The sequence below is a fragment of the Streptomyces sp. NRRL S-118 genome (assembly GCF_000716335.1).
Taxonomy (GTDB): Bacteria; Actinomycetota; Actinomycetes; order Streptomycetales; family Streptomycetaceae; genus Streptomyces.
In genome coordinates this window covers 343092-360250 of the sequence record NZ_KL591008.1, presented here as the reverse complement: position 1 = coordinate 360250, position 17159 = coordinate 343092, and the positions used below count along the sequence as shown (strand labels likewise).

14 protein-coding genes and 1 tRNA gene are annotated in these 17159 nt (G+C 75.3%); 6 read left to right on the top strand and 9 right to left on the bottom strand.

Going from position 1 to position 17159, the window contains the following annotated elements; all coding sequences use genetic code 11:
- Nucleotides 1–22: 22 nt before the first annotated feature.
- Both IH00_RS0117160 and IH00_RS0117155 read right to left on the bottom strand, forming a co-directional pair.
- Nucleotides 23–96: transfer RNA gene (locus IH00_RS0117160), tRNA-Pro, on the bottom strand.
- Nucleotides 97–149: 53 nt separating this feature from the next.
- Nucleotides 150–2804: an ATP-binding protein gene (locus tag IH00_RS0117155; RefSeq protein ID WP_031074475.1), complete on the bottom strand. Its 2655-nt coding sequence runs from the start codon at nt 2802–2804 to the stop codon at nt 150–152.
- A 113-nt stretch (nt 2805–2917) separates the two neighbouring features.
- Between IH00_RS0117155 and IH00_RS0117150 the strand changes: the two genes are divergently transcribed.
- Entirely contained in the window at nt 2918–3463 is a 546-nt protein-coding gene (locus IH00_RS0117150) for a DUF309 domain-containing protein (protein WP_031074473.1), read from the top strand.
- Here IH00_RS0117150 and IH00_RS0117145 read toward each other — a convergent pair.
- Nucleotides 3428–4642, bottom strand: coding sequence for a cytochrome P450 (locus IH00_RS0117145; RefSeq protein ID WP_031074471.1), 1215 nt, complete (start codon nt 4640–4642; stop codon nt 3428–3430). The genes IH00_RS0117150 and IH00_RS0117145 overlap by 36 nt on opposite strands.
- A 121-nt stretch (nt 4643–4763) precedes the next feature.
- A complete protein-coding gene (locus IH00_RS0117140) occupies nt 4764–5369 on the bottom strand; it encodes a TetR/AcrR family transcriptional regulator (RefSeq protein ID WP_031074468.1) in 606 nt (201 codons plus the stop codon).
- A 124-nt stretch (nt 5370–5493) separates the two neighbouring features.
- Here IH00_RS0117140 and IH00_RS0117135 point away from each other — a divergent pair, with 124 nt between their 5' ends.
- Together IH00_RS0117135 and IH00_RS0117130 are read left to right on the top strand one after the other, a co-directional pair.
- On the top strand, nt 5494–6273 hold the full coding sequence (locus IH00_RS0117135; RefSeq protein WP_031074467.1) for a phosphatase PAP2 family protein: 780 nt from the start codon (nt 5494–5496) through the stop codon (nt 6271–6273).
- Nucleotides 6270–7229 (top strand): DMT family transporter, encoded by a 960-nt coding sequence (locus tag IH00_RS0117130; protein ID WP_052411432.1) that lies wholly within the window; start codon nt 6270–6272, stop codon nt 7227–7229. The genes IH00_RS0117135 and IH00_RS0117130 overlap by 4 nt, the downstream gene beginning before the upstream one ends.
- On the opposite strand, the gene IH00_RS0117125 is transcribed toward IH00_RS0117130, so the two are convergent.
- Complete coding sequence (locus IH00_RS0117125; protein WP_031074464.1) at nt 7219–7584, bottom strand: DUF488 domain-containing protein; 366 nt, start codon at nt 7582–7584, stop codon at nt 7219–7221. The genes IH00_RS0117130 and IH00_RS0117125 overlap by 11 nt on opposite strands.
- A gap of 321 nt (nt 7585–7905) precedes the next feature.
- Between IH00_RS0117125 and IH00_RS0117120 the strand changes: the two genes are divergently transcribed.
- The 3 genes from IH00_RS0117120 (at nt 7906) to IH00_RS0117110 (ending at nt 10678) form a co-directional block, all read left to right on the top strand.
- Nucleotides 7906–8649, top strand: a complete 744-nt coding sequence (locus tag IH00_RS0117120) for an IclR family transcriptional regulator (protein ID WP_031074462.1) — start codon at nt 7906–7908, stop codon at nt 8647–8649.
- Between the two features lie 326 nt (nt 8650–8975).
- Nucleotides 8976–10061: an S-(hydroxymethyl)mycothiol dehydrogenase gene (locus IH00_RS0117115; protein WP_031074460.1), complete on the top strand. Its 1086-nt coding sequence runs from the start codon at nt 8976–8978 to the stop codon at nt 10059–10061.
- Nucleotides 10058–10678 carry an MBL fold metallo-hydrolase gene (locus IH00_RS0117110; RefSeq protein ID WP_031074458.1) on the top strand — a complete coding sequence of 207 codons (621 nt, stop codon included), beginning with the start codon at nt 10058–10060 and terminating at the stop codon, nt 10676–10678. The genes IH00_RS0117115 and IH00_RS0117110 overlap by 4 nt, the downstream gene beginning before the upstream one ends.
- Before the next feature lie 85 nt (nt 10679–10763).
- Here IH00_RS0117110 and IH00_RS0117105 read toward each other — a convergent pair whose 3' ends face one another.
- The 4 genes from IH00_RS0117105 to IH00_RS43370 all read right to left on the bottom strand — a co-directional run bounded on the left by IH00_RS0117105 (nt 10764) and on the right by IH00_RS43370 (nt 17140).
- Nucleotides 10764–12119 (bottom strand): trypsin-like serine protease, encoded by a 1356-nt coding sequence (locus IH00_RS0117105; protein ID WP_031074456.1) that lies wholly within the window; start codon nt 12117–12119, stop codon nt 10764–10766.
- Between the two features lie 152 nt (nt 12120–12271).
- Nucleotides 12272–13876 carry an NACHT domain-containing protein gene (locus IH00_RS0117100; RefSeq protein WP_052411431.1) on the bottom strand — a complete coding sequence of 535 codons (1605 nt, stop codon included), beginning with the start codon at nt 13874–13876 and terminating at the stop codon, nt 12272–12274.
- 88 nt (nt 13877–13964) lie between these two features.
- A complete protein-coding gene (locus tag IH00_RS0117095) occupies nt 13965–16256 on the bottom strand; it encodes a WD40/YVTN/BNR-like repeat-containing protein (RefSeq protein ID WP_234334869.1) in 2292 nt (763 codons plus the stop codon).
- A gap of 83 nt (nt 16257–16339) precedes the next feature.
- Entirely contained in the window at nt 16340–17140 is an 801-nt protein-coding gene (locus tag IH00_RS43370) for a TOPRIM nucleotidyl transferase/hydrolase domain-containing protein (protein WP_039947026.1), read from the bottom strand.
- Nucleotides 17141–17159 lie beyond the last annotated feature (19 nt).

Here is a 17159-nt window from a genome sequence, read left to right as displayed (position 1 = left end):
CTCCGACCTGCTACTCCGCAAGTCGGGACGACAGGATTTGAACCTGCGACCCCTTGACCCCCAGTCAAGTGCGCTACCAAGCTGCGCCACGTCCCGGTGCGCGGTTCACCCGGCCGGTGGCCGTGGTGCGCGCGCAGGGAGACTTTACCTCACTTCCGGCGCAGGACCGACTCCCGGGCCATCAGTGCGCGGGTCGCCAGCGCGTCCGCGCCGCAGGCGGTGGCCAGGTCGACGGCGTGGGTGAGCTCCGCCGGGGAGCCGAGAGCCAGGCCGTGGTCGTACCGGGCCAGCGCGTGTTCGTACGCGGACGGGGAGGTCTCCAGGTGGTGGACCGCCTGCGCCAGCAGGTGGACGGCCTCCTCCGGGCGGGCGAACAGGGCCGCGCAGCGCAGGGCCTCCCCGACGGCGGTGTCGGTGCCGAAGCGTTCGGCGTGGAGGCGGGCGCGGGTGGCGTGGCGGGCGGCGCGCGAGGGGTCGTCGGCGGCGAGCGCGCGGGCGAGGTCGCAGGCCCAGGGCGCCCAGACGCCGTTGTGCCGGTCCCGGTGCTCCAAGGCGCGGCCCGCCGCCTCGAGTTCGGTGACGGCCTCGTCGGTGCGCCCTTCGGCGAGCAGCAGCCGGCCGTGGACGCACGGAGCGTCGGGCATGACCATCGCGCTGGGCCAGGGCGGCCCGAAGCGGTAGTGGTCCGCCACGCCGCGGGCCTCGGTCACCCGGCCACGGGCCAGCAGCGTGTCGATGAGCAGGCTGACCGCGTCCCATTGGACGGTCAGCCCGGTGCCGAGGCGGTCCGCGAGGCGCAGGGCCTCGCGCAGGAAGCTCTCCGCCTCCACGAGGGCGCCGCGGCGGCGGTGGGCCAGCCCGAGCAGGGTGTGGGCGAAGGCGAGGTGGGCGCCGCTCCAGCCGGAGATCTCGAAGGCGCGCACCGCCTCCTCGAACAGGGTGCGCGCCTGGTCGGGCCGATCGGTGAAGGCGTACGCGATGCCGACCATGGCGGGTGTCTCGAAGCCCCACTCGGTGTCGGTCCAGCCCATGCCGCGCGCCGGGCGGCCGTCGACGAGGGAGCGTGCGCACAGGTCCAGGACGAGGTCGGCGTTCTCGCCGCGCAGCATCGCGTCGAAGGCGCGCAGCGACAGCAGGGCGCGTTCGGCGTTGTCGGCGCCCCGGAGGGGCCCGGCGAGCTCCGCGAGGCGGCGGGAGCGGCCGGCTCCGTCCTCCTCGGCTGCCTGGAACCCCTCGTACATGAAGTGGGCGGCCTGCAGGCGCGTACGGGCCGGGCCGGGCGGGGTGCGGGCGGCCTCCGCCGCGACGGACTGGGCCGCCTCGGGCAACCGGTCGCTGTGGGCCAGAGCCTGGGCCAGGCGGCAGGTGGCGTCGGTGCGCAGTTCCTCGCCGAGGCCGGGCAGGTCGAGGGCGGAGCGCAGGTGCCGCACGGTGGCGGACGGCGAGGTGAGGAGGGCGGCGCAGCCCAGTTCGTACAGCACTTGGGCGTACGTGTGGGGGGACGGCGGTTCCTGCAGGGCGCGTTCCAGGCAGCGGCGGGCGGCGGCAGGGGCGCCGAGGGCCAGGTACTCGTGGGCGGCCTCGCGCAGCTGGGCGACGACTTCCTCGTCGTCGTCGGGGTGGGTTTCGAGCAGGTGGCGGGAGGCGGCCGCCGCGCCCAGCCCGGCGCGGGTGACGGCCCAGGCGGCCCGGCCGTGCATGGCGGTGCGGGTGGCGGGCGGGATGGAGCGGTATATGGCCGAGGCGATGAGCGGGTGGACGAACTCCAGGGGGTCGGAGCCGGTGACGATACGGGCCTCCCGCAGGCGCTGGGTGCAGCCTTCGGCCTCGCCGGGGGTCATTCCGGCGAGGGTGGCCGCCAGGCCCTGCGAGATGTCGGTGCCGAGCACGGCGGCGGCCCAGGCGAAGCGGGTGGGGCCGGTGCCGAGCCGTTCCAGCCGTGCGACGAGTCCTCTTCCACGGGCGGAGGCGGCCAGGTCGCGCAGCCGGTCGGCGGACCCTTCGACGGGCGGCAGCGCGCGGTCCTGGACCTTGGCGAGCAGCTCGACCGTCTCGTAGGGGTTGCCGCCGGTGACGGACCACACCGCGCGGCAGAAGGCGTCGTCCGCGGCGTCGCCGAGGGTGGCCCGGGTCAGGTCGGCGGTGGCGTCCCCGGTGAGGGCGTGCAGGGTGACGCGCAGCCTGGCCGCTTCGCCGAGCCTGCCGAGCAGGGTCGCGGCGGGCTCGGCCCGCACCTCCGGGCGGTGCGCGAGGACGATCAGCAGCGGCAGGGCCGGCAGGCCGACGGCGAAGGAGTCGAGCCAGGCCAGCGATTCGGCGTCCGCCCAGTGCGCGTCGTCGACGAGCAGCACGAGGGGGCGGCCGCGGTGGCGTTCGGCGAGGCGCGCGACCACCCAGTCGAGCCCGTCGCGGACGCCCTGCGGGTCGGTGAGCGGCGCGCGGGGCGGGGCGACGCCGAGGGCCGGGGCGGTGATGTCGTACCGGTCGCCGAACAGCCGCCGGAGGTCGTCGTCACCGTACGCGGCGAGGGCGGGCTGCAGCAGCTGCCGTATGACGTGGAAGGCGACGGACGTGACGGTCTCACCGCCGCGTGCCGACCGGACGGTGCAGCGGTCCGCGGCGAGCCGGCGGACGGCGTCGAGCAGGGACGTCTTGCCGATGCCGGCTTCACCCCGGTAGACCAGCAGCCCGCCGGAGCCGCCGCTCCCGCACAGCGCCGCCACGGCGCGGGCGGCCGCGGCGAGCTCGGGCTCCCGCTCCAACAACGGTACGGCTGGCCGGTGTTCCGGCCGGGACGGCAGCATCGGCTTCCCTCCCCACGAAGTCCGCACGGCGCTCCTCGACCCGAGAGTAGCTCGGTGACCCGGGTGGCGGACACGGTTGGGAGCGACCCCGCCGGAAGGGTGACAATTGAGGCGTGAACAGGACGCGAAGGGACCGCGACACCGAGGGGCGCGCACGCAACGCGCGCCCCCGTGACGGGCTGGGACGGCCGCTGCCGTACGGGGCGGCGGGGGTCGATCGGCAGCCGGAGGGGGTGGAGCGTACGCCGGAGGAGACCCTGCGGGAGGCGCAGCGGCTGCTGGACGCGGGGCTTCCGTTCCATGCGCACGAGGTCTTCGAGGACGCGTGGAAGTCGTGCGGCGAGGAGGGCGAGCGCGAGCTGTGGCGGGGGCTGGCCCAGCTGGCGGTGGGGCTGACGCACGCGGCGCGCGGCAACGCGGAGGGCGGGGCGCGGCTGCTGCGGCGCGGCGCGGACCGGATCCGCGCCTTCTCGCCCCGTCACGGGATCGATGTGGGCGGGCTGGTGTCGTGGGCGGGTGAGCTGGCGGACCGGCTGGAGGGCGGCGGGGCGGCCGGTCCGGCGGCGGGTGTCGTCCCCGGCACGGGCGCCTCGGGCGTGGATCCGGTGGCGGTGGCGCCGCGGCTACGCCTCCCAGACGAGGTGGAGGGCCTCGGGTGAGCGGTGGATCAGCGTGGGCCGCATCGTCACGGCGTGGCCGGGGTCGAGGCGCAGCGCCGGCAGGCGCCGGGTGAACAGCTCCAGGGTGAGCCGGAGTTGGATGCGGGCGAGATGGGAGCCGGGGCAACCGTGGGCTCCGTGACCGAAGGCGACGTGGCGGCCGGCGGGCCGGGTGATGTCGAAGGTGTCGGCGCGCGCGTGGCGCGCCTTGTCGCGGTTGGCGGAGCCGTAGGCCACGAAGACGGTGGCGTGGGCGGGCAGTCGGGTGCCGGCGAGGGTGACGGGGCGGGTGGTGGTGCGGCGGAAGCCCTGCACGGCGCTGTCGTAGCGGGCGGCCTCCTCGACGGCCGCGGGGATCAGGGCGGGCTCGGCGCGGAGCCGCTCCCACTGGTCCCGGTGGCGCAGGAGGTGCAGCAGGGTGGTGCCGATGAGCGCGGTGGTGGTCAGGTGCCCGGCGATGAGGAAGTTCTGGAGGCTGGAGACCAGCTCGTTGCGCTGGTCGGGGGTGAGCTCGCCGGTCCCGGGGGCGAGCGCGGCGACGAGGGTGGAGCACAGGTCGGCGCGGGGCTCGGCGCGCCGGGCGCGTACGCAGCGGTCGAGGAGGTGCTGGAGGGCGACGACGTCCTCGGCCGCGGCGACCTGTTCCGCCTCGGGCATGAGCCGGAAGAGGAGCTGTTCGGCGCGGTGGCTGCCGTGCACGGCAGCGGGTACGTCGGCGGGGTCGAGTCCGATGAGGCGGCCGATCACGGCGCCGGGCAGCTTGCGGGCGTACGCGGTCATCAGCTCGGTGCGGCCGTCACCCGCGAAGCCGTCGACGAGCGCGGCGGCCTGCTCGGCCATGTACGGGCGGAGGGCGGCGGTCCTGGCGGCGGACAGGCCGCTGTTGAGCGGCGCGCGCAGGCGCCGGTGGGCGTGGCCGTCGGTGGTGACGACGGTCGGGCGGTTGCCGAGACCCCGGGCGAGGACGGCGAGGGCGGCCGGTCCGGGGGTGACGTCGGGCCGCAGCGCTCCGGCGGACGAGAACGTGTCGGGCTGTAACAGCACTTCCCGTACGTCGGCGTCGCGGGCGACGAGCCAGGCGTCGAGGTCGGGTACGAAGGTGAGGCCGGGGGTGCTCCGGGCCCGCTCGTACAGGGGGTAGGGGTCGCGCTGGATTCCGTCGAGCGAGTCGAAGTCCATGGGGGGGGCACCTCCGTCGGCGGTCGGTGCGGTCATGGTGCCGCAGGGCCTCGGGGCCCGGGAAGTGCGCTCCTGGTCACCGGCGCCCCGACGCGACGGGGCGGGGTCGGCGGTCGGTGGGTCAGCGCGGGGCCAGGCCCAGCGCGGGGAGCAGCACCGCTTCGACGAACGCCGGCAGGGCTTCGTCGTCGGGGAAGCGGTCCTCGAAGAGGCGCTCGATGCGCAGGACGCCGAGGAAGCAGGGGGCGACGAAGGCGACGGCCGGGTTGTCGGCGGCGATCTCGCCGCGCTCGATCCCGCGGCGGAGCATCGCGTCGAGCGCGGCCACCTCCGGGTCGATGACGGTCTCGCGCAGTGCCTGGCGCAGGCCCGCGTGGAGGAGGTAGGCCTGTCCGACGGCCTCCATGAGTTCCGTGTCGCGGCCCCGGCGGTCGGCGGCGGCCGCGGCCGCGGCCCGCAGGTCACCGGCGGCCGAACCGGTGTCGATGTCGGTGAACAGGGCGCGGCGGCTCTTGGCGAGCGCGGCGGTCACGAGCTGCTGCTTGGTCTTCCACTGCCGGTAGAGGGTCGCCTTGCCGCACTTGGTGCGGGCGGCGACGCCCTCCATGGTCACGGCGTCGTAGCCGCCCTCCCGCAGCAGGTCCAGCACCGCCCTGTAGAGCTCCTGCTCGCGCTCCGGGCCGATCTTGCTGCGGCGGGCGGCGGCGGTGGCGGCGCGTGTGGACATCGCTCTCTCCGGCGGGACGGGGGCCTTCGTGCACGTCCGAGAGTAGGCGGCGTACAATCGAGACGCAAACGTATCGAGACGTAAGCGTCTCGATAAGCGGACGAACCAGCAGAGGGGCCGGAGCATGGCCGCCGGAATACCCGTGACACCGCCGGAGACGACCGGGACGACCGCCGCCCCACGGCCGCCGCTGGTCCGCGAGCTGCTGCTGGTGGCAGGACTGTTCCTCGTCTACAAGCTCGGCCGGCTGGTCGCCGCCGGGCACGAGGACCGTGCCTTCGGCAACGCGGACGCCGTCTGGGACGCCGAACGCGCCGTCCACCTGCCGGGTGAGGGCTGGGTGCAGCGCCTGCTCCTGCACGACGGGACCCTCGTCCACCTCGCCAACACCTATTACGCCGTCGTGCACTTCCCGGCCACGGTGGCCTTCCTCGGCTGGCTGTACTGGCGCCGCCCGGCGCACTACCTCTGGTCGCGGCGGGCGCTGGCGCTGCTCACGGCCGCCGCGCTCGTCCTGCACCTGCTGGTGCCGCTCGCGCCGCCGCGGATGCTGGCCGAGACCGGCCTGGTCGACACCGCGCGGACCTACGGTCCGTCGGTGTACGGCGCGTCGCCGGAGACCGACACGCTGGCGAACCAGTTCGCGGCCATGCCGTCGCTGCACGTCGGCTGGGCACTGATGGTCGCGGTCGGCATGATCGCCGCCACGCGCGGCCGGTGGCGCGTGCTGTGGCTCCTCCACCCGTTGCTGACCCTGCTGGTCGTGGTAGGCACCGCCAACCACTACTGGCTGGACGCGCTGGTGGCAGCCGTGCTGCTGGGCGCGACCCTGCTCGTCGTACAGCCGCCCGGGGCCGCCGCGCCGCGCTGGGCGGCCGCTCCCGTACGGGCGGTGCTGCGATGAGGGCGACACTGCTCGCACTGCTGCTGTCGCTCGCCTCGGCCGCCGGGTACGCGCTGGCCGCGGTGGTCCAGGCACGGCTGGCCCAGGCGGGATCCGCGGGGCGCGGGGCGCTGCGGCGGCTGTCGGCCCGGCCGCTGTGGTGGTGGGCCGTCGCGCTGAACGCGGCGGGCGCGCTGCTGCACGTGGCGGCGCTGCACTACGGGCCCCTCACCCTGGTGCAGGCGCTCGGCGCACTGACGCTGGTCGCGGCTCTGCCGGTGGGGGCGTGGTACGCGCGGCGGCGGGTGGCCCGGACGGAGTGGCGTGGCGCGCTGGCGACGGTGGGCGGGCTGGCCGGGCTGGTCGCGGTGGTGGGACCGGCGGCCCCGGGCGACGCGCTGTCGCTGCCGGAGGCCCTGGCGGTCGCCGCGGCGGCGGCGCTGCTGATCGCCGTGCTGGTGCGCCGCTCCCCCGCCCCGGACGGTTGCGGCCCGGGGTCCGGGCCCCGGGCCGCATCCGGTTCCGTGCTCGGTCTCGCCACCGCGGCGGGGGTCGCCTCCGCCGTCGCGTCCGCGCTGACGCAGACGGTCACCGCGTCGTCGGCACGCCGGCTGCCGGGCGGCCCGGTGACGGTGTGGCAGGCGGTGCTCCTGACCGTCCTGGTGGCCGTCTTCGCCCTGGGCGGGCTGCTGCTGTCGCAGGCGGCCTACCGGGGCGGGCTCGCCGCGCCGCTCGCGGTGGTGAACCTGTCGAATCCCGCGGTGGCGGCCGTCATCGGCGTCGCGCTGCTCGGCGAGACCTTCCGCGCGGGCGCGGTGGGCTGGCTGGTCGCGGCGGTTTCGGCGGGGCTCGCGGCCCGCGGCGTGATCCTGCTGACGGCTGGTCAGCCGCGGCCCGCACCGGACGCGGAGCAGGGGCCGGGGGCCGGGCGGGAGCAGCCGGAGGCCGAGCCGGACCCCGGACCGGTCATCGCGTGAGCAGCTCCACGAGCACCGCCGCATGGCTGCGGCCCGGCTCCTTGGAGGCGGTGAGCAGCGTGACGGGCCCCTTCCGGAGGAGTGCGCGCAGCCCGTCGAGGGCCTCGGCGGCGTCCGGCGTGGCGAGCTCGGCCTCGTAGCGCTCCCGGAACTCCTCGTACGTGCCCTCCCCGGCGTGGTACCAGCGTCGCAGCTCGGTCGACGGAGTGAGGGCCTTGGGCCACTCGTCGACGCGGGCGTCCGCCTTGGACAGGCCCCGGGGCCAGAGCCGGTCGACGAGGACCCGTGTCCCCTCGCCGTCCTGGGCCGGGTCGTGGATGCGGCGGACCGTGGGGCGGTGGGCGGCGCGCGTCATGGTCCCAGATTAGGCGGTGGGAGCCGGCCCGGCTCCTCGGGGAGCCCGCGCCGGGCACGACTCAGGGGGAAGCTCGTGGGTAGCATGACGTTGCTCAGGGCGCACGTGGAAGCGCTCCGCGCAACGCGATCGGTCGGGACGCACGCGGCGTCGGGGGCTTTCCGGGCATGCGGCGCGAAGGGGCCGCAGGGTGGTGGGAGTTGAGCGATGACCCGTGACCAGCCGGACGGCCAGCTCCCGGAGGAGACCAGGGAGGAGCCCAGGGAGTCCGGGGACTTCCGGGGCGCCGGGGAGCGCGGCTCCGGGGGCGCGTCGGGCGCGATCCGCTCGGTGGACCGCGCGGTGAGTGTGCTGGAGATCCTCGCGCGCCACGGCGAGGCCGGTGTCACCGACATCGCCGGCGAGCTGCACGTGCACAAGTCGACGGCGTTCCGGCTGCTCGGCGTGCTGGAGAACCGGGGCCTGGTCGCCCAGGCGCGGGACCGCGGCAAGTACTTCCTGGGGGCGGGCGTGCTGCGCCTGGCGGGGGCGGCGGCGGTCCGGCTGGACATCTCCCGGGAGGGCGGGCCGGTGTGCCGGGAACTCGCCGACGAACTCGGTGAGACGGTCAACATCGCGGTGCTGGACGACGATGCGGCCGTCAGCGTCGTCCAGGCCCGCGGGCCCGCCTCGGTCGCCGCACAGAACTGGCTGGGCCGGCGGACCCCGCTGCACGCCACGTCCACCGGCAAGGTGCTCCTCGCCCACCTGCCGGTGACGCTGCGGGAGGGTCTGCTGGCGCGGACGCTGCCGCGGTACACCGCGCACACGGTGACCAGTGCCGGGATGCTCCGTTCCGCGTTGCGGGCGGTGCGCGAGCAGGGCTTCGCCCTCGCCGTGGAGGAGCTGGAACCGGGGCTGCACGCGGCGGCCGCGCCGGTGCGCGGGCACGACGGGACCGTCATCGGGGCGATCAGCGTGTCGGGGCCGGCGTACCGGCTGGAGCGGGACCGGCTGCCGGAACTCGCCCGGCGCACGGCCGCGGCCGCCGACGAGCTGTCCCGGCGGATGGGGTACGGATTCTGAACCGCCGGGACGGGCGGACAGGGGGGCACGGCGGTTCGCCGACGCGACGAGGTCGTTCCGTACGAACGGGTGGACGGGAAGACCTGGCCCCGCGTCGCCAGTCCCCGCGTCCTCGGGTACCCGTGTCTCCGCATCCCCGCGTCCCCGCGTACCGGGTGGCTGTCCGTCACCGGTTTTCGGTCGCGCGCCCGCCCGGCGTCTGATTCCTCCTCTTGACGGTGGGTTGCCGCCGTTCTCAGTATGTTTCTCACCACGCAACCCATAGCGCATCGCGCAACGCAACAGCACCGCGCAACCAGCACCGCGCCCACCAGAGGAGTGCCGTCGTGTCCCATGAGGTCCGTGCCGTCGTCGCTGTGAAGAAGGGCGCACCCGTCGAGCTGCAGACGATCCTGGTGCCCGACCCCGGGCCGGGCGAGGTCCTCGTCTCCGTCCGGGCGTGCGGTGTGTGCCACACGGATCTGCACTACCGGGAAGGCGCCATCAACGACGAGTTCCCGTTCCTGCTGGGCCACGAAGCCGCGGGGACCGTCGAGTCCGTCGGCGACGGCGTCACCGACCTCGCCCCCGGCGACTACGTCGTCCTCGCGTGGCGCGCCCCCTGCGGCGCGTGCCGGTCGTGCCGCCGCGGCCGGCCCTGGTACTGCTTCGACTCCCGCAACGCCCGGCAGCCCATGACCCTGCTGGACGGCACGCCCCTCTCCCCCGCCCTCGGCATCGGCGCCTTCGCCGAGAAGACCCTCGTCGCGGCCGGCCAGGCGGTGAAGATCGACCCGGCCGCCCGCCCCGAGGCCGCCGGGCTGATCGGCTGCGGCGTGATGGCCGGCTACGGCGCCGCGGTGAACACCGGAAACGTCGGCAGGGGCGACACCGTCGCCGTCATCGGCTGCGGAGGCGTCGGCGACGCCGCGATCGCGGGCGCCTCGCTCGCCGGTGCGCGGCGCGTGATCGCCGTCGACATCGACGCGCGGAAGCTCGCGACGGCGACCCGCTTCGGCGCCACGCACACCGTCGACGCACGGGAGACCGACCCTGTGGAGGCGGTCAGGACCCTCACCGACGGCTTCGGGGTGGACGTCGCCATCGACGCGGTCGGCCGCCCCGAGACGTACGAGCAGGCCTTCTACATGCGCGACCACGCGGGAGTGCTGGTGCAGGTCGGCGTGCCCGACCCGGACATGCGGATCGACCTGCCGCTGATCGACCTGTTCTCGCGCGGCGGCGCCCTGAAGTCGTCGTGGTACGGGGACTGCCTGCCCAGCCGGGACTTCCCGGTCCTCATCGACCAGTACCTCAGCGGCCGGCTGGACCTGGACGCCTTCGTCACCGAGACCATCGGTCTGGACGAGGTGGAGGGTGCCTTCGCGAAGATGCACCGCGGCGAGGTCCTGCGTTCGGTGGTCCTGCTGTGAGCACGGTACGGGCCGAACGGGTCGTCACCTCGGGCACGTTCAGCCTCGACGGCGAGACCTTCGACGTCGACAACAACGTGTGGCTCATCGGCGACGACGACGAGGTGCTGGTCGTGGACGCCGCCCATGACGCCGGGGCCGTCACGGCGGCCGTCGCGGGCCGCCGGGTCACCGCCGTCGTGTGCACGCACGGCCACGACGACCACATCGGCGCGGCGCCCGCCCTCGCGGCCGCCACCGGCGCGCCCGTCCTGCTGCACCCCGCGGACCGTGAGCTGTGGGACGCCGTGCACCCCGGCCGGGCCCCCGACGGCGCCCTGGGCGACGGACAGGAGCTCCTCGTCGCCGGCGTCGGTGTCCGGGTGCTGCACACGCCCGGCCACACGTGGGGCAGTTGCGCGCTCCACGTCCCGTTCCTGGACGCGGTGTTCACCGGCGACACCCTGTTCCACGGTGGTCCGGGGGCCACCGGCCGCTCCTACTCCGACCGGGACACCATCGTGGCGTCGATCCGCCGGCGACTGCTGCCGCTGCCGGGCGCCACCGTCGTGCACACCGGCCACGGCCCCGACACGACGATCGCGGCGGAGCGGCCGAACGTACCGGCCGCCCTCTGACCCCGCGCGGACGTGATCCGGGTGCGACGCCGAGGGGGCCGGGCCCGGGCCGCGACGACCCGGGCCCGTCCGGCGCGGGGCGACGTCAGAGGCGCTGCCAGAGGGCGGGCACGGCCGCGGGGTGCCGGCCGGGCTGGGCCTGATGCGCCTGGATGCAGCGGTAGGCGACCCCGTCGTACGTGACCTGGTGACCGGCCGCGTACACCTTGCCGGTGGCCCAGGCGCCGCCCGCCTTGCCGACCTCGCCCGCTTCGCTCGCGGTGGTCTTCAGCGTCAGCCCGTACGCCTGGAGGATCGGGTTGATGGGCTGGTAGAAGGTGGTGCCGCCGGAGGTGCAGTTGCCGGAGCCGCCGGAGGTGACGCCCTGGGCCTGGCTTCCGGAGACGTACGCGCCGCCCGAGTCGCCCGGTTCGGCGCACACGGTGGTCCGGGTCATGCCGGTGACGGTGCCCTGGGGATAGGTGACGCTGGTGTCGTGCTGCTCGACGGTCCCGCAGTGCCAGCCGGTGGTGGAGCCGGATCGGCAGACGGACGCGCCGACGAGGGCCTCGGTGGAGCCGGTGACCTCGACGTTCCTCTCCCCCTCGCCCCTGACGTACGGCGTGGCGGTCCAGTCGTCGTTGGTGGCGACCCACGCCATGTCCTGGCCGGGGAACTCGGCGGCCTGGAAGGTGCCCTGCGCGACCTTGTTGAAGCCGGCGGTGGCGTCGCCCTCCTTGCCGCAGTGGCCGGCGGTGGCGAAGCCCTGCTGCGTGCCTGCGAGGACGGAGAAGCCGACGGAGCAGCGGCTGGTGGTGATGTAGAAGGCGTCACCGCCGCGGATGTCGTACGCCAGCGGCTGCGGCCGCTCGGCCGTCGTGCGGACGCGGACCAGCGGGCGGTCGAGGCCGGTGGCGGTGAGGAGCGCGTCGGCGGCGGCCTGCTCGGTGGCCTCCAGCATGACGGTGTTCGTCCGGACGTCGACGTACCAGACCGGCGCGTCGACGGTCTTGGTGGTGACGGCGGCCTTGTCCAGCTTCGCCTTGGCGGCTTCGAGTTCGGCGAGCCCGTACCGTACGACCTCGGCCTGCGCGCCGGCCGCCTTGATGGCGGGGACGTCGGCGGCGTAGGTGGTGGCGACGGTGAGCGTGGCGGAGGTGGCGCCGCGCAGCCAGGCGCCGGCGAAGCGGGTGCCGAGCGAGGCGCGCAGGCGGCCGGCGACCGCTCCGGCCTCGGCCTCGTTGATCAGGCGCTGCGCTGCCTGCTCCCGGGTGAGGCCCAGGTCGCGCTGCATCGCCCGCAGCACCTCGGCGGACGGCCGGTCGGCGCCGAGCTCCGCGGCGGCCGACGGTCCGGTGGGCGGCGCGGGCGATGCGGCCGCGGCGGGCAGCCCGGTCAGCACGAGCGCGCCGACGGCGGCCAGGGCGGCGGTGCACGCGGCTGTGGCGTGTCTGTGGAGCATCAGGTGTCACCTCGGTTTCGGTGGGGGGTGGGCAAGGCCCGAACCGTAGGTGTTGCCGAAAGCAATCCGGGGAATGTCGGGTTGTCGTCCTATTAGGCGTTACGGGAGACGCGGGCCCGCCATGCGGCGTAACTGCCGGTCAGCGGCGGCGCCTACGGCGTCCCGTCCGCGCGGGTGAGGGGGGCCGCGGCCCGGGCAGGACCGGTACGGGCTCCGCGGTGCCGCCGGACGGGGCACCCGCGGCGAGCCGGTGCTGCAGTTCGATGTGGCGGAACTGGTGGACCGCCCCCACCTGGCGCAGCACGCCGCGCCGCTCGTGCGCGTCGACGAGGAAGGCCGTCAGGTCGCGCGGCACACGGTGGCGCGGCCGCCCGCGGCGGCAGCGCGCGGGGCAGGTGCCACCACGCCAGGTCGGTCCTGCCCCCCGGAGCCTCGTGGAGCTGACGGGCGAGGAAGCGCAAGGCACGCTCCGCCTGCCGGGGCGACCAGCGGCAGGGGTGGCGGGGGTGCGGACGGTACGCGGCGGGCACGAACGCGTCGAAGAGGTGGCTCTCGAGGGCCGCCCGGTCGGGGAAGCGGACCGGGTCGCACAGCTCGGCCGGGGAGGGCAGCGCGGCGGCGTGCTCGTCGGGGCGGGGGTTGTAGACGGTCCTCGCGAGGAACAGCATCAAGGGCGTACGGAGTGCCCGGGCCACCGGTGCGTCGGTGCCGAGGCGGCGGATCACCGGTTCCCAGCGGTCCGCGGCCGGCGTGCCCCGCCCTCCGGCGTCGCGCCGCAGGTAGGCGGCGATGTCATCGGCGTCCAGCGGCTGGAGTTCGACGGCGGCCGCGCCCGCGAGCCTGACCGGGACGCCGGAGGGCGGGGCGAGCGCGTCGCGGTACTCGGTGACGCGGCTGGACAGGACGAGCGCATGCCCGAGCGGCAGCGCGGCGTTGAGCGCGTCCAGGGCCATGCCCCGGAAGCACTGCGGAATCTCGTCGAAGCCGTCGAGCACGGGCAGGATGAGGCGGTGCTCCAACAGCGTCTGCGCGTGCCCGAGTTGTCCGTCGCCGAGGCCGGTGTAGTCCCGTGCGAGGCGCTCGGCCATCCAGTCGTCCAGCGGCTGGCGGGCGGGGTTCCACGAGGCCAGCGGGAACAGCACCGGAACGGCGCCGCCCGCGGCGCGCCGCTCGATCAGGGCCAGCAGCAGGCGGACGAGGAGCACGGTCTTGCCGGTGCCCGGCTCCCCGAGGACCAGCAGGCGGCGTGTGGGGAGCCGGTCGAGGAACACCTCGGTGATCTCCGCCCCGGCTCCCGCCAGGTCGGCGGGCCCGGCGACCCGTCGGCCGGGGCCGGAGGAGGAGCCGTCCGGGGCGGAGGGAAAGCCGTTCGGGGCAGAGGGAAAGCCGTCCGCCGTCGCGAGGAGCTCCGGCCAGGCTTCGCCGAGGTCCGCGTCGGCGGCCCGCCAGGACACCGCGAGCGGGTACGGATCGTTCATCCGGCGCATGCGGACTTCGGTGTCCCACTGGTTGCGTACCGCCACGGCGAGCTGGTCGGCGATCTCCGCGGGGCCGCGCGGGACGGCCGCGCCGGCCCGTTCCGCGCGGAAGGCGGCCCACGACAGCCACAGCCCGGCCAGTGACGGCAGCAGCGACGCGGCCGTCTCGGCGGGGCGCAGCTCGAACCGGTAGCTGATCCACAGGGCTCCGGCGGTGCCCCCGACCGCCAGCACGAAGAAGACGACCCCGTCCCAGCTCCCCCGCGCACGGCTCCTCATGCGGGGATTGTCCGGGGGGACGGGGCCCGGGCGGAGCGGTGAACCGCCCGGGCCCCTCGTACGAGTGATCAGACCGCTGCTGCGGGGGTCATGGGGTGGTCAGTTCGTAGAACCCCCGGCCGAAGGTGGCGGCCACCAGCCGGTGGTGGTCCGGGTCGTACTCGATGTCGTCGACGGGGACCTGGGGCATGCCACGCCCCAGCCGCAGCCAGTGGCCCCGGCCGGCGGGGCTGGTGAACACCCCCTGGTCGGTGGCAAGGTGGAGCATGCCGCCCCGGGCCACGACCAGGTCGTTGACGGGTGCGGCGGGCAGGTTCCCGGAGATGTTCCGCCAGTGCCTGCCGCCGTCGGAGCTGGCGTACACGTGCGGCAGGGCGGAGCCCGCGCGGTAGCCGGAGTGGGTGGTCCAGACGCGGTCGGGGTCGGCGGGGTCGACGACCACCCGGGTCACCCACGGCCGTCCTTCGGCCAGCTTGGTCCAGGTCGCGCCCAGATCGCGGGTTACCCAGACGCGTCCGTCGTCGGTGCCCGCGTAGACGGTGCGTCCGTCACCGGCCGGGGCGATGGAGGTGATGGTGCCGTAGTTGGGGTAGGCGGGGTCGGCTCCCGGTCCTCCGCTCAGGTCGGGGCTGATGGGCTGCCAGGTCGTGCCGCCGTCCGTGGAGCGGTTGAGCACCTCGGCGCCGTAGTAGAGGATGCGCGGGTCACGGGGGTCGAAGACGACCGGGGTGAACCAGTTGCGCCGCTTGAAGGTGGTCCGGTCGGCGAAGTAGGAGAGTGTGTCGCCGCCGTCGGTGGAACGGAAGCAATTGCCGTACTGGTAGCAGGCGATGACGTTGCCGGCGTCGGCCGGGTCGATGAGGTTCTCCTCGCCGTCGCCGCCGAGGTACTCGTTGAACCCGCCCGGCCCCGCGCCGCCGCCCCAGGAGCGCAGCGAGCCGTTGTCCTGGGCGCCGCCCGAGATCCGGGTGACGTCCTGCGGAGTGATCGCGACGCTGTAGAGCTGGGTGTACGGCTCGTGGCGGGCCTTCACCCAGCCGCCGTCACCGCGGGAGTCGGAGCGGTACACACCGCCGTCGTTGCCCAGATAGACGCGGCCGGGCCGGCGCGGGTCCCACACCATGGCGTGGTGGTCGACGTGGAGGCTGGTGTCGTCCCCCGTCCAGGTGGCGCCGCCGTCCTTCGTCGTCATCAGGGCGACTCCGGCCACGTGGACGTGCCGGACGTCCTGCGGGTCGATCCACACCTTGCCGAACCACCAGCCGAAGCCGGACTGCGATGCGGCGAGCGCCGGGTGGTCCGGCGTACGGGTCCAATGGTCGCCGGCGTCGTCGGAGACGTAGAAGCCCTCGAAGGGGCCGCCGGCCCTGGTGACGATGGCGTAGAGCCGGTCGCCCGCGACGGCGAGCCCGATGCGCCCCACGTCGGGGCCCTCGGCGGGCAGGCCGCCGCCCAGCCGCTGCCAGGTCCGGCCGTCGTCCGTGCTGCGGAAGACGCCCGAGCCGACCCCTCCGTAGGTGCGCAGGTCGGGGCGGCGGCGGTGGTCCCACAGCACGGCGTACAGCCGGTCGCCGTCCACGACGATCTCGGTGGCACCGGTGAAGTCGTTGGCCCCGGCGAGAATGCGCCGCCAGGTCTCCCCGCCGTCGTCCGACCGGTAGACACCCCGGTCGCCGCCGCCGTTGTACAAGGACCCGGCGGCGGCGACGAAGATGCGGCGCGGGTCGGCGGGGTCCACGGTGATGGCGCTGATCGCGCCCGAGTCGCGCAGGCCGATGAACCGCCAGTGCGCCCCGCCGTCGGTGCTGCGGTACAGGCCCGTTCCTTCGTACGTGATGCTGCCGCCACCGGGGTTGGGCTCCCCGGTACCGGCGTACAGCGTGCCGTCGGGGGCGGTGGCGACCGCGCCCATGGACTGCGTCCACCCGTCGGGCCACACCGACCGGAACGTCCGGCCGGCGTCGGTGCTGCGCCACAGCCCGCCGCTCGCCGCCGCCGCGTAGACGGTGTCGGCGCGCACAGGGTCGAGCGCGAGGGAGACGACGCGCCCGCCGATGTTCGTCGGCCCGAGCGGCCTCCAGCGTCCGCCGACCGCCGGGAGCCGGCGTGCCTGCTGGGCGGCGAGGTCGTGGGCGTGGCGCGGAATCGACTGCCCGGGCAGGGTTTTCTGGAGGTAGCGGTACTCCGCGGGCGCGGACGGCCCGCGTACCGGCCGGTACGCGTCCGGCGGCCCGGGCGGCCCGGCGGTGACGGGCGGCGGCCCGGCGGTGACGGGCGGCGGGGCGGCGGTGGCGGGCGCCGCGAGGACCGCGGCACCCGCGGCCGCGGCGAGGACGAGCGACAGCAGGCGTCGGCGCATGAACAGCCTCTCGATAGCCATGTCCACTTCAAGCGGCGACGCTACGAGACGCGGCGGTCGAGCAGAAGGGCGCGAGTCGGCCGTTGTGGCGCTCGGGAGGGGGGTCAGCCCGCGGTGCGGGCGAGGAGGCGGGCGAGCGGTTCGGGGGTCCGTGCCAGGTCCAGGTGGTGCACGAGGAGGTGGGCGTACCGCGACTTGCGACCGCTGTGCGTGCCCATGAACCGGTGCAGTTGCTGCTCGACGGTGCGCTCCTGCTGGGCCGGCTGCTGCCGGAAGGTACGGAACGCGCGCCATTCGTCCTGGGCTGCGATGACGGCTTGGACGGCGTCGGCACCCAGGGCGCGTATCAGCTCGTCCTCCAGATCGGCGACGCAGACGTGGAAACCGAGGCGCTCCAGAACGGCGCGGGACTGGTCCGCGTGGGCGCCGGCGAGCGCGCCGGGGACGGAGGCGGCGGGAGCGGAGGCAGCGGGAGCGGGGGCGGAGGCGGCGGGAGCGGCGGTACGGGGCTCGACGGCCTTGCCGTTGGCCTCTTCCGTGGCGCAGCCGGAGCCCGGGGCGAGCCCGGCCTGCTCCAGCCCGCGCAGGACGTGGTGATGCTCGGCGGCGTCGTAGAGGCCGGCCACGCCGAGGCCCAGCCCCCCGGGTCCGAGGATCCGCAGGTGCCGTCCGACGTTGGTCACGCCGCCCAGCGGCACCACCGGTGAACCCTCCGCGTCGAGGTCCCGCCCGTGCCGCGCGGCCAGGGCTTCGAGCGCGGCCTGATCACTGCGCCCCTCGACCAGCACGACCGTCCGTACGCCGAGCCGCTCGGCGCACTCCCGGCACTCCGCGACGGCCGCGGGGTCCGCCTGCCGCCCCGCCGCTCGCGCGACCGCCGTCCGGAAACGCCCCATGTCCTCCATCCGCCCGAGTCTCCCACCC

Coding starts and splice junctions, on each gene's coding strand:
- IH00_RS0117145 (WP_031074471.1), bottom strand. CDS start 4,642: ATGGACTTCGACTCGCTCGACGGAATCCAGCGCGACCCCTACCCCCTG.
- IH00_RS0117155 (WP_031074475.1), bottom strand. CDS start 2,804: ATGCTGCCGTCCCGGCCGGAACACCGGCCAGCCGTACCGTTGTTGGAG.
- IH00_RS43370 (WP_039947026.1), bottom strand. CDS start 17,140: ATGGAGGACATGGGGCGTTTCCGGACGGCGGTCGCGCGAGCGGCGGGG.
- IH00_RS0117130 (WP_052411432.1), top strand. CDS start 6,270: ATGAGGGCGACACTGCTCGCACTGCTGCTGTCGCTCGCCTCGGCCGCC.
- IH00_RS0117100 (WP_052411431.1), bottom strand. CDS start 13,876: ATGAGGAGCCGTGCGCGGGGGAGCTGGGACGGGGTCGTCTTCTTCGTG.
- IH00_RS0117135 (WP_031074467.1), top strand. CDS start 5,494: ATGGCCGCCGGAATACCCGTGACACCGCCGGAGACGACCGGGACGACC.
- IH00_RS0117105 (WP_031074456.1), bottom strand. CDS start 12,119: ATGCTCCACAGACACGCCACAGCCGCGTGCACCGCCGCCCTGGCCGCC.
- IH00_RS0117125 (WP_031074464.1), bottom strand. CDS start 7,584: ATGACGCGCGCCGCCCACCGCCCCACGGTCCGCCGCATCCACGACCCG.
- IH00_RS0117140 (WP_031074468.1), bottom strand. CDS start 5,369: ATGTCCACACGCGCCGCCACCGCCGCCGCCCGCCGCAGCAAGATCGGC.
- IH00_RS0117095 (WP_234334869.1), bottom strand. CDS start 16,256: ATGGCTATCGAGAGGCTGTTCATGCGCCGACGCCTGCTGTCGCTCGTC.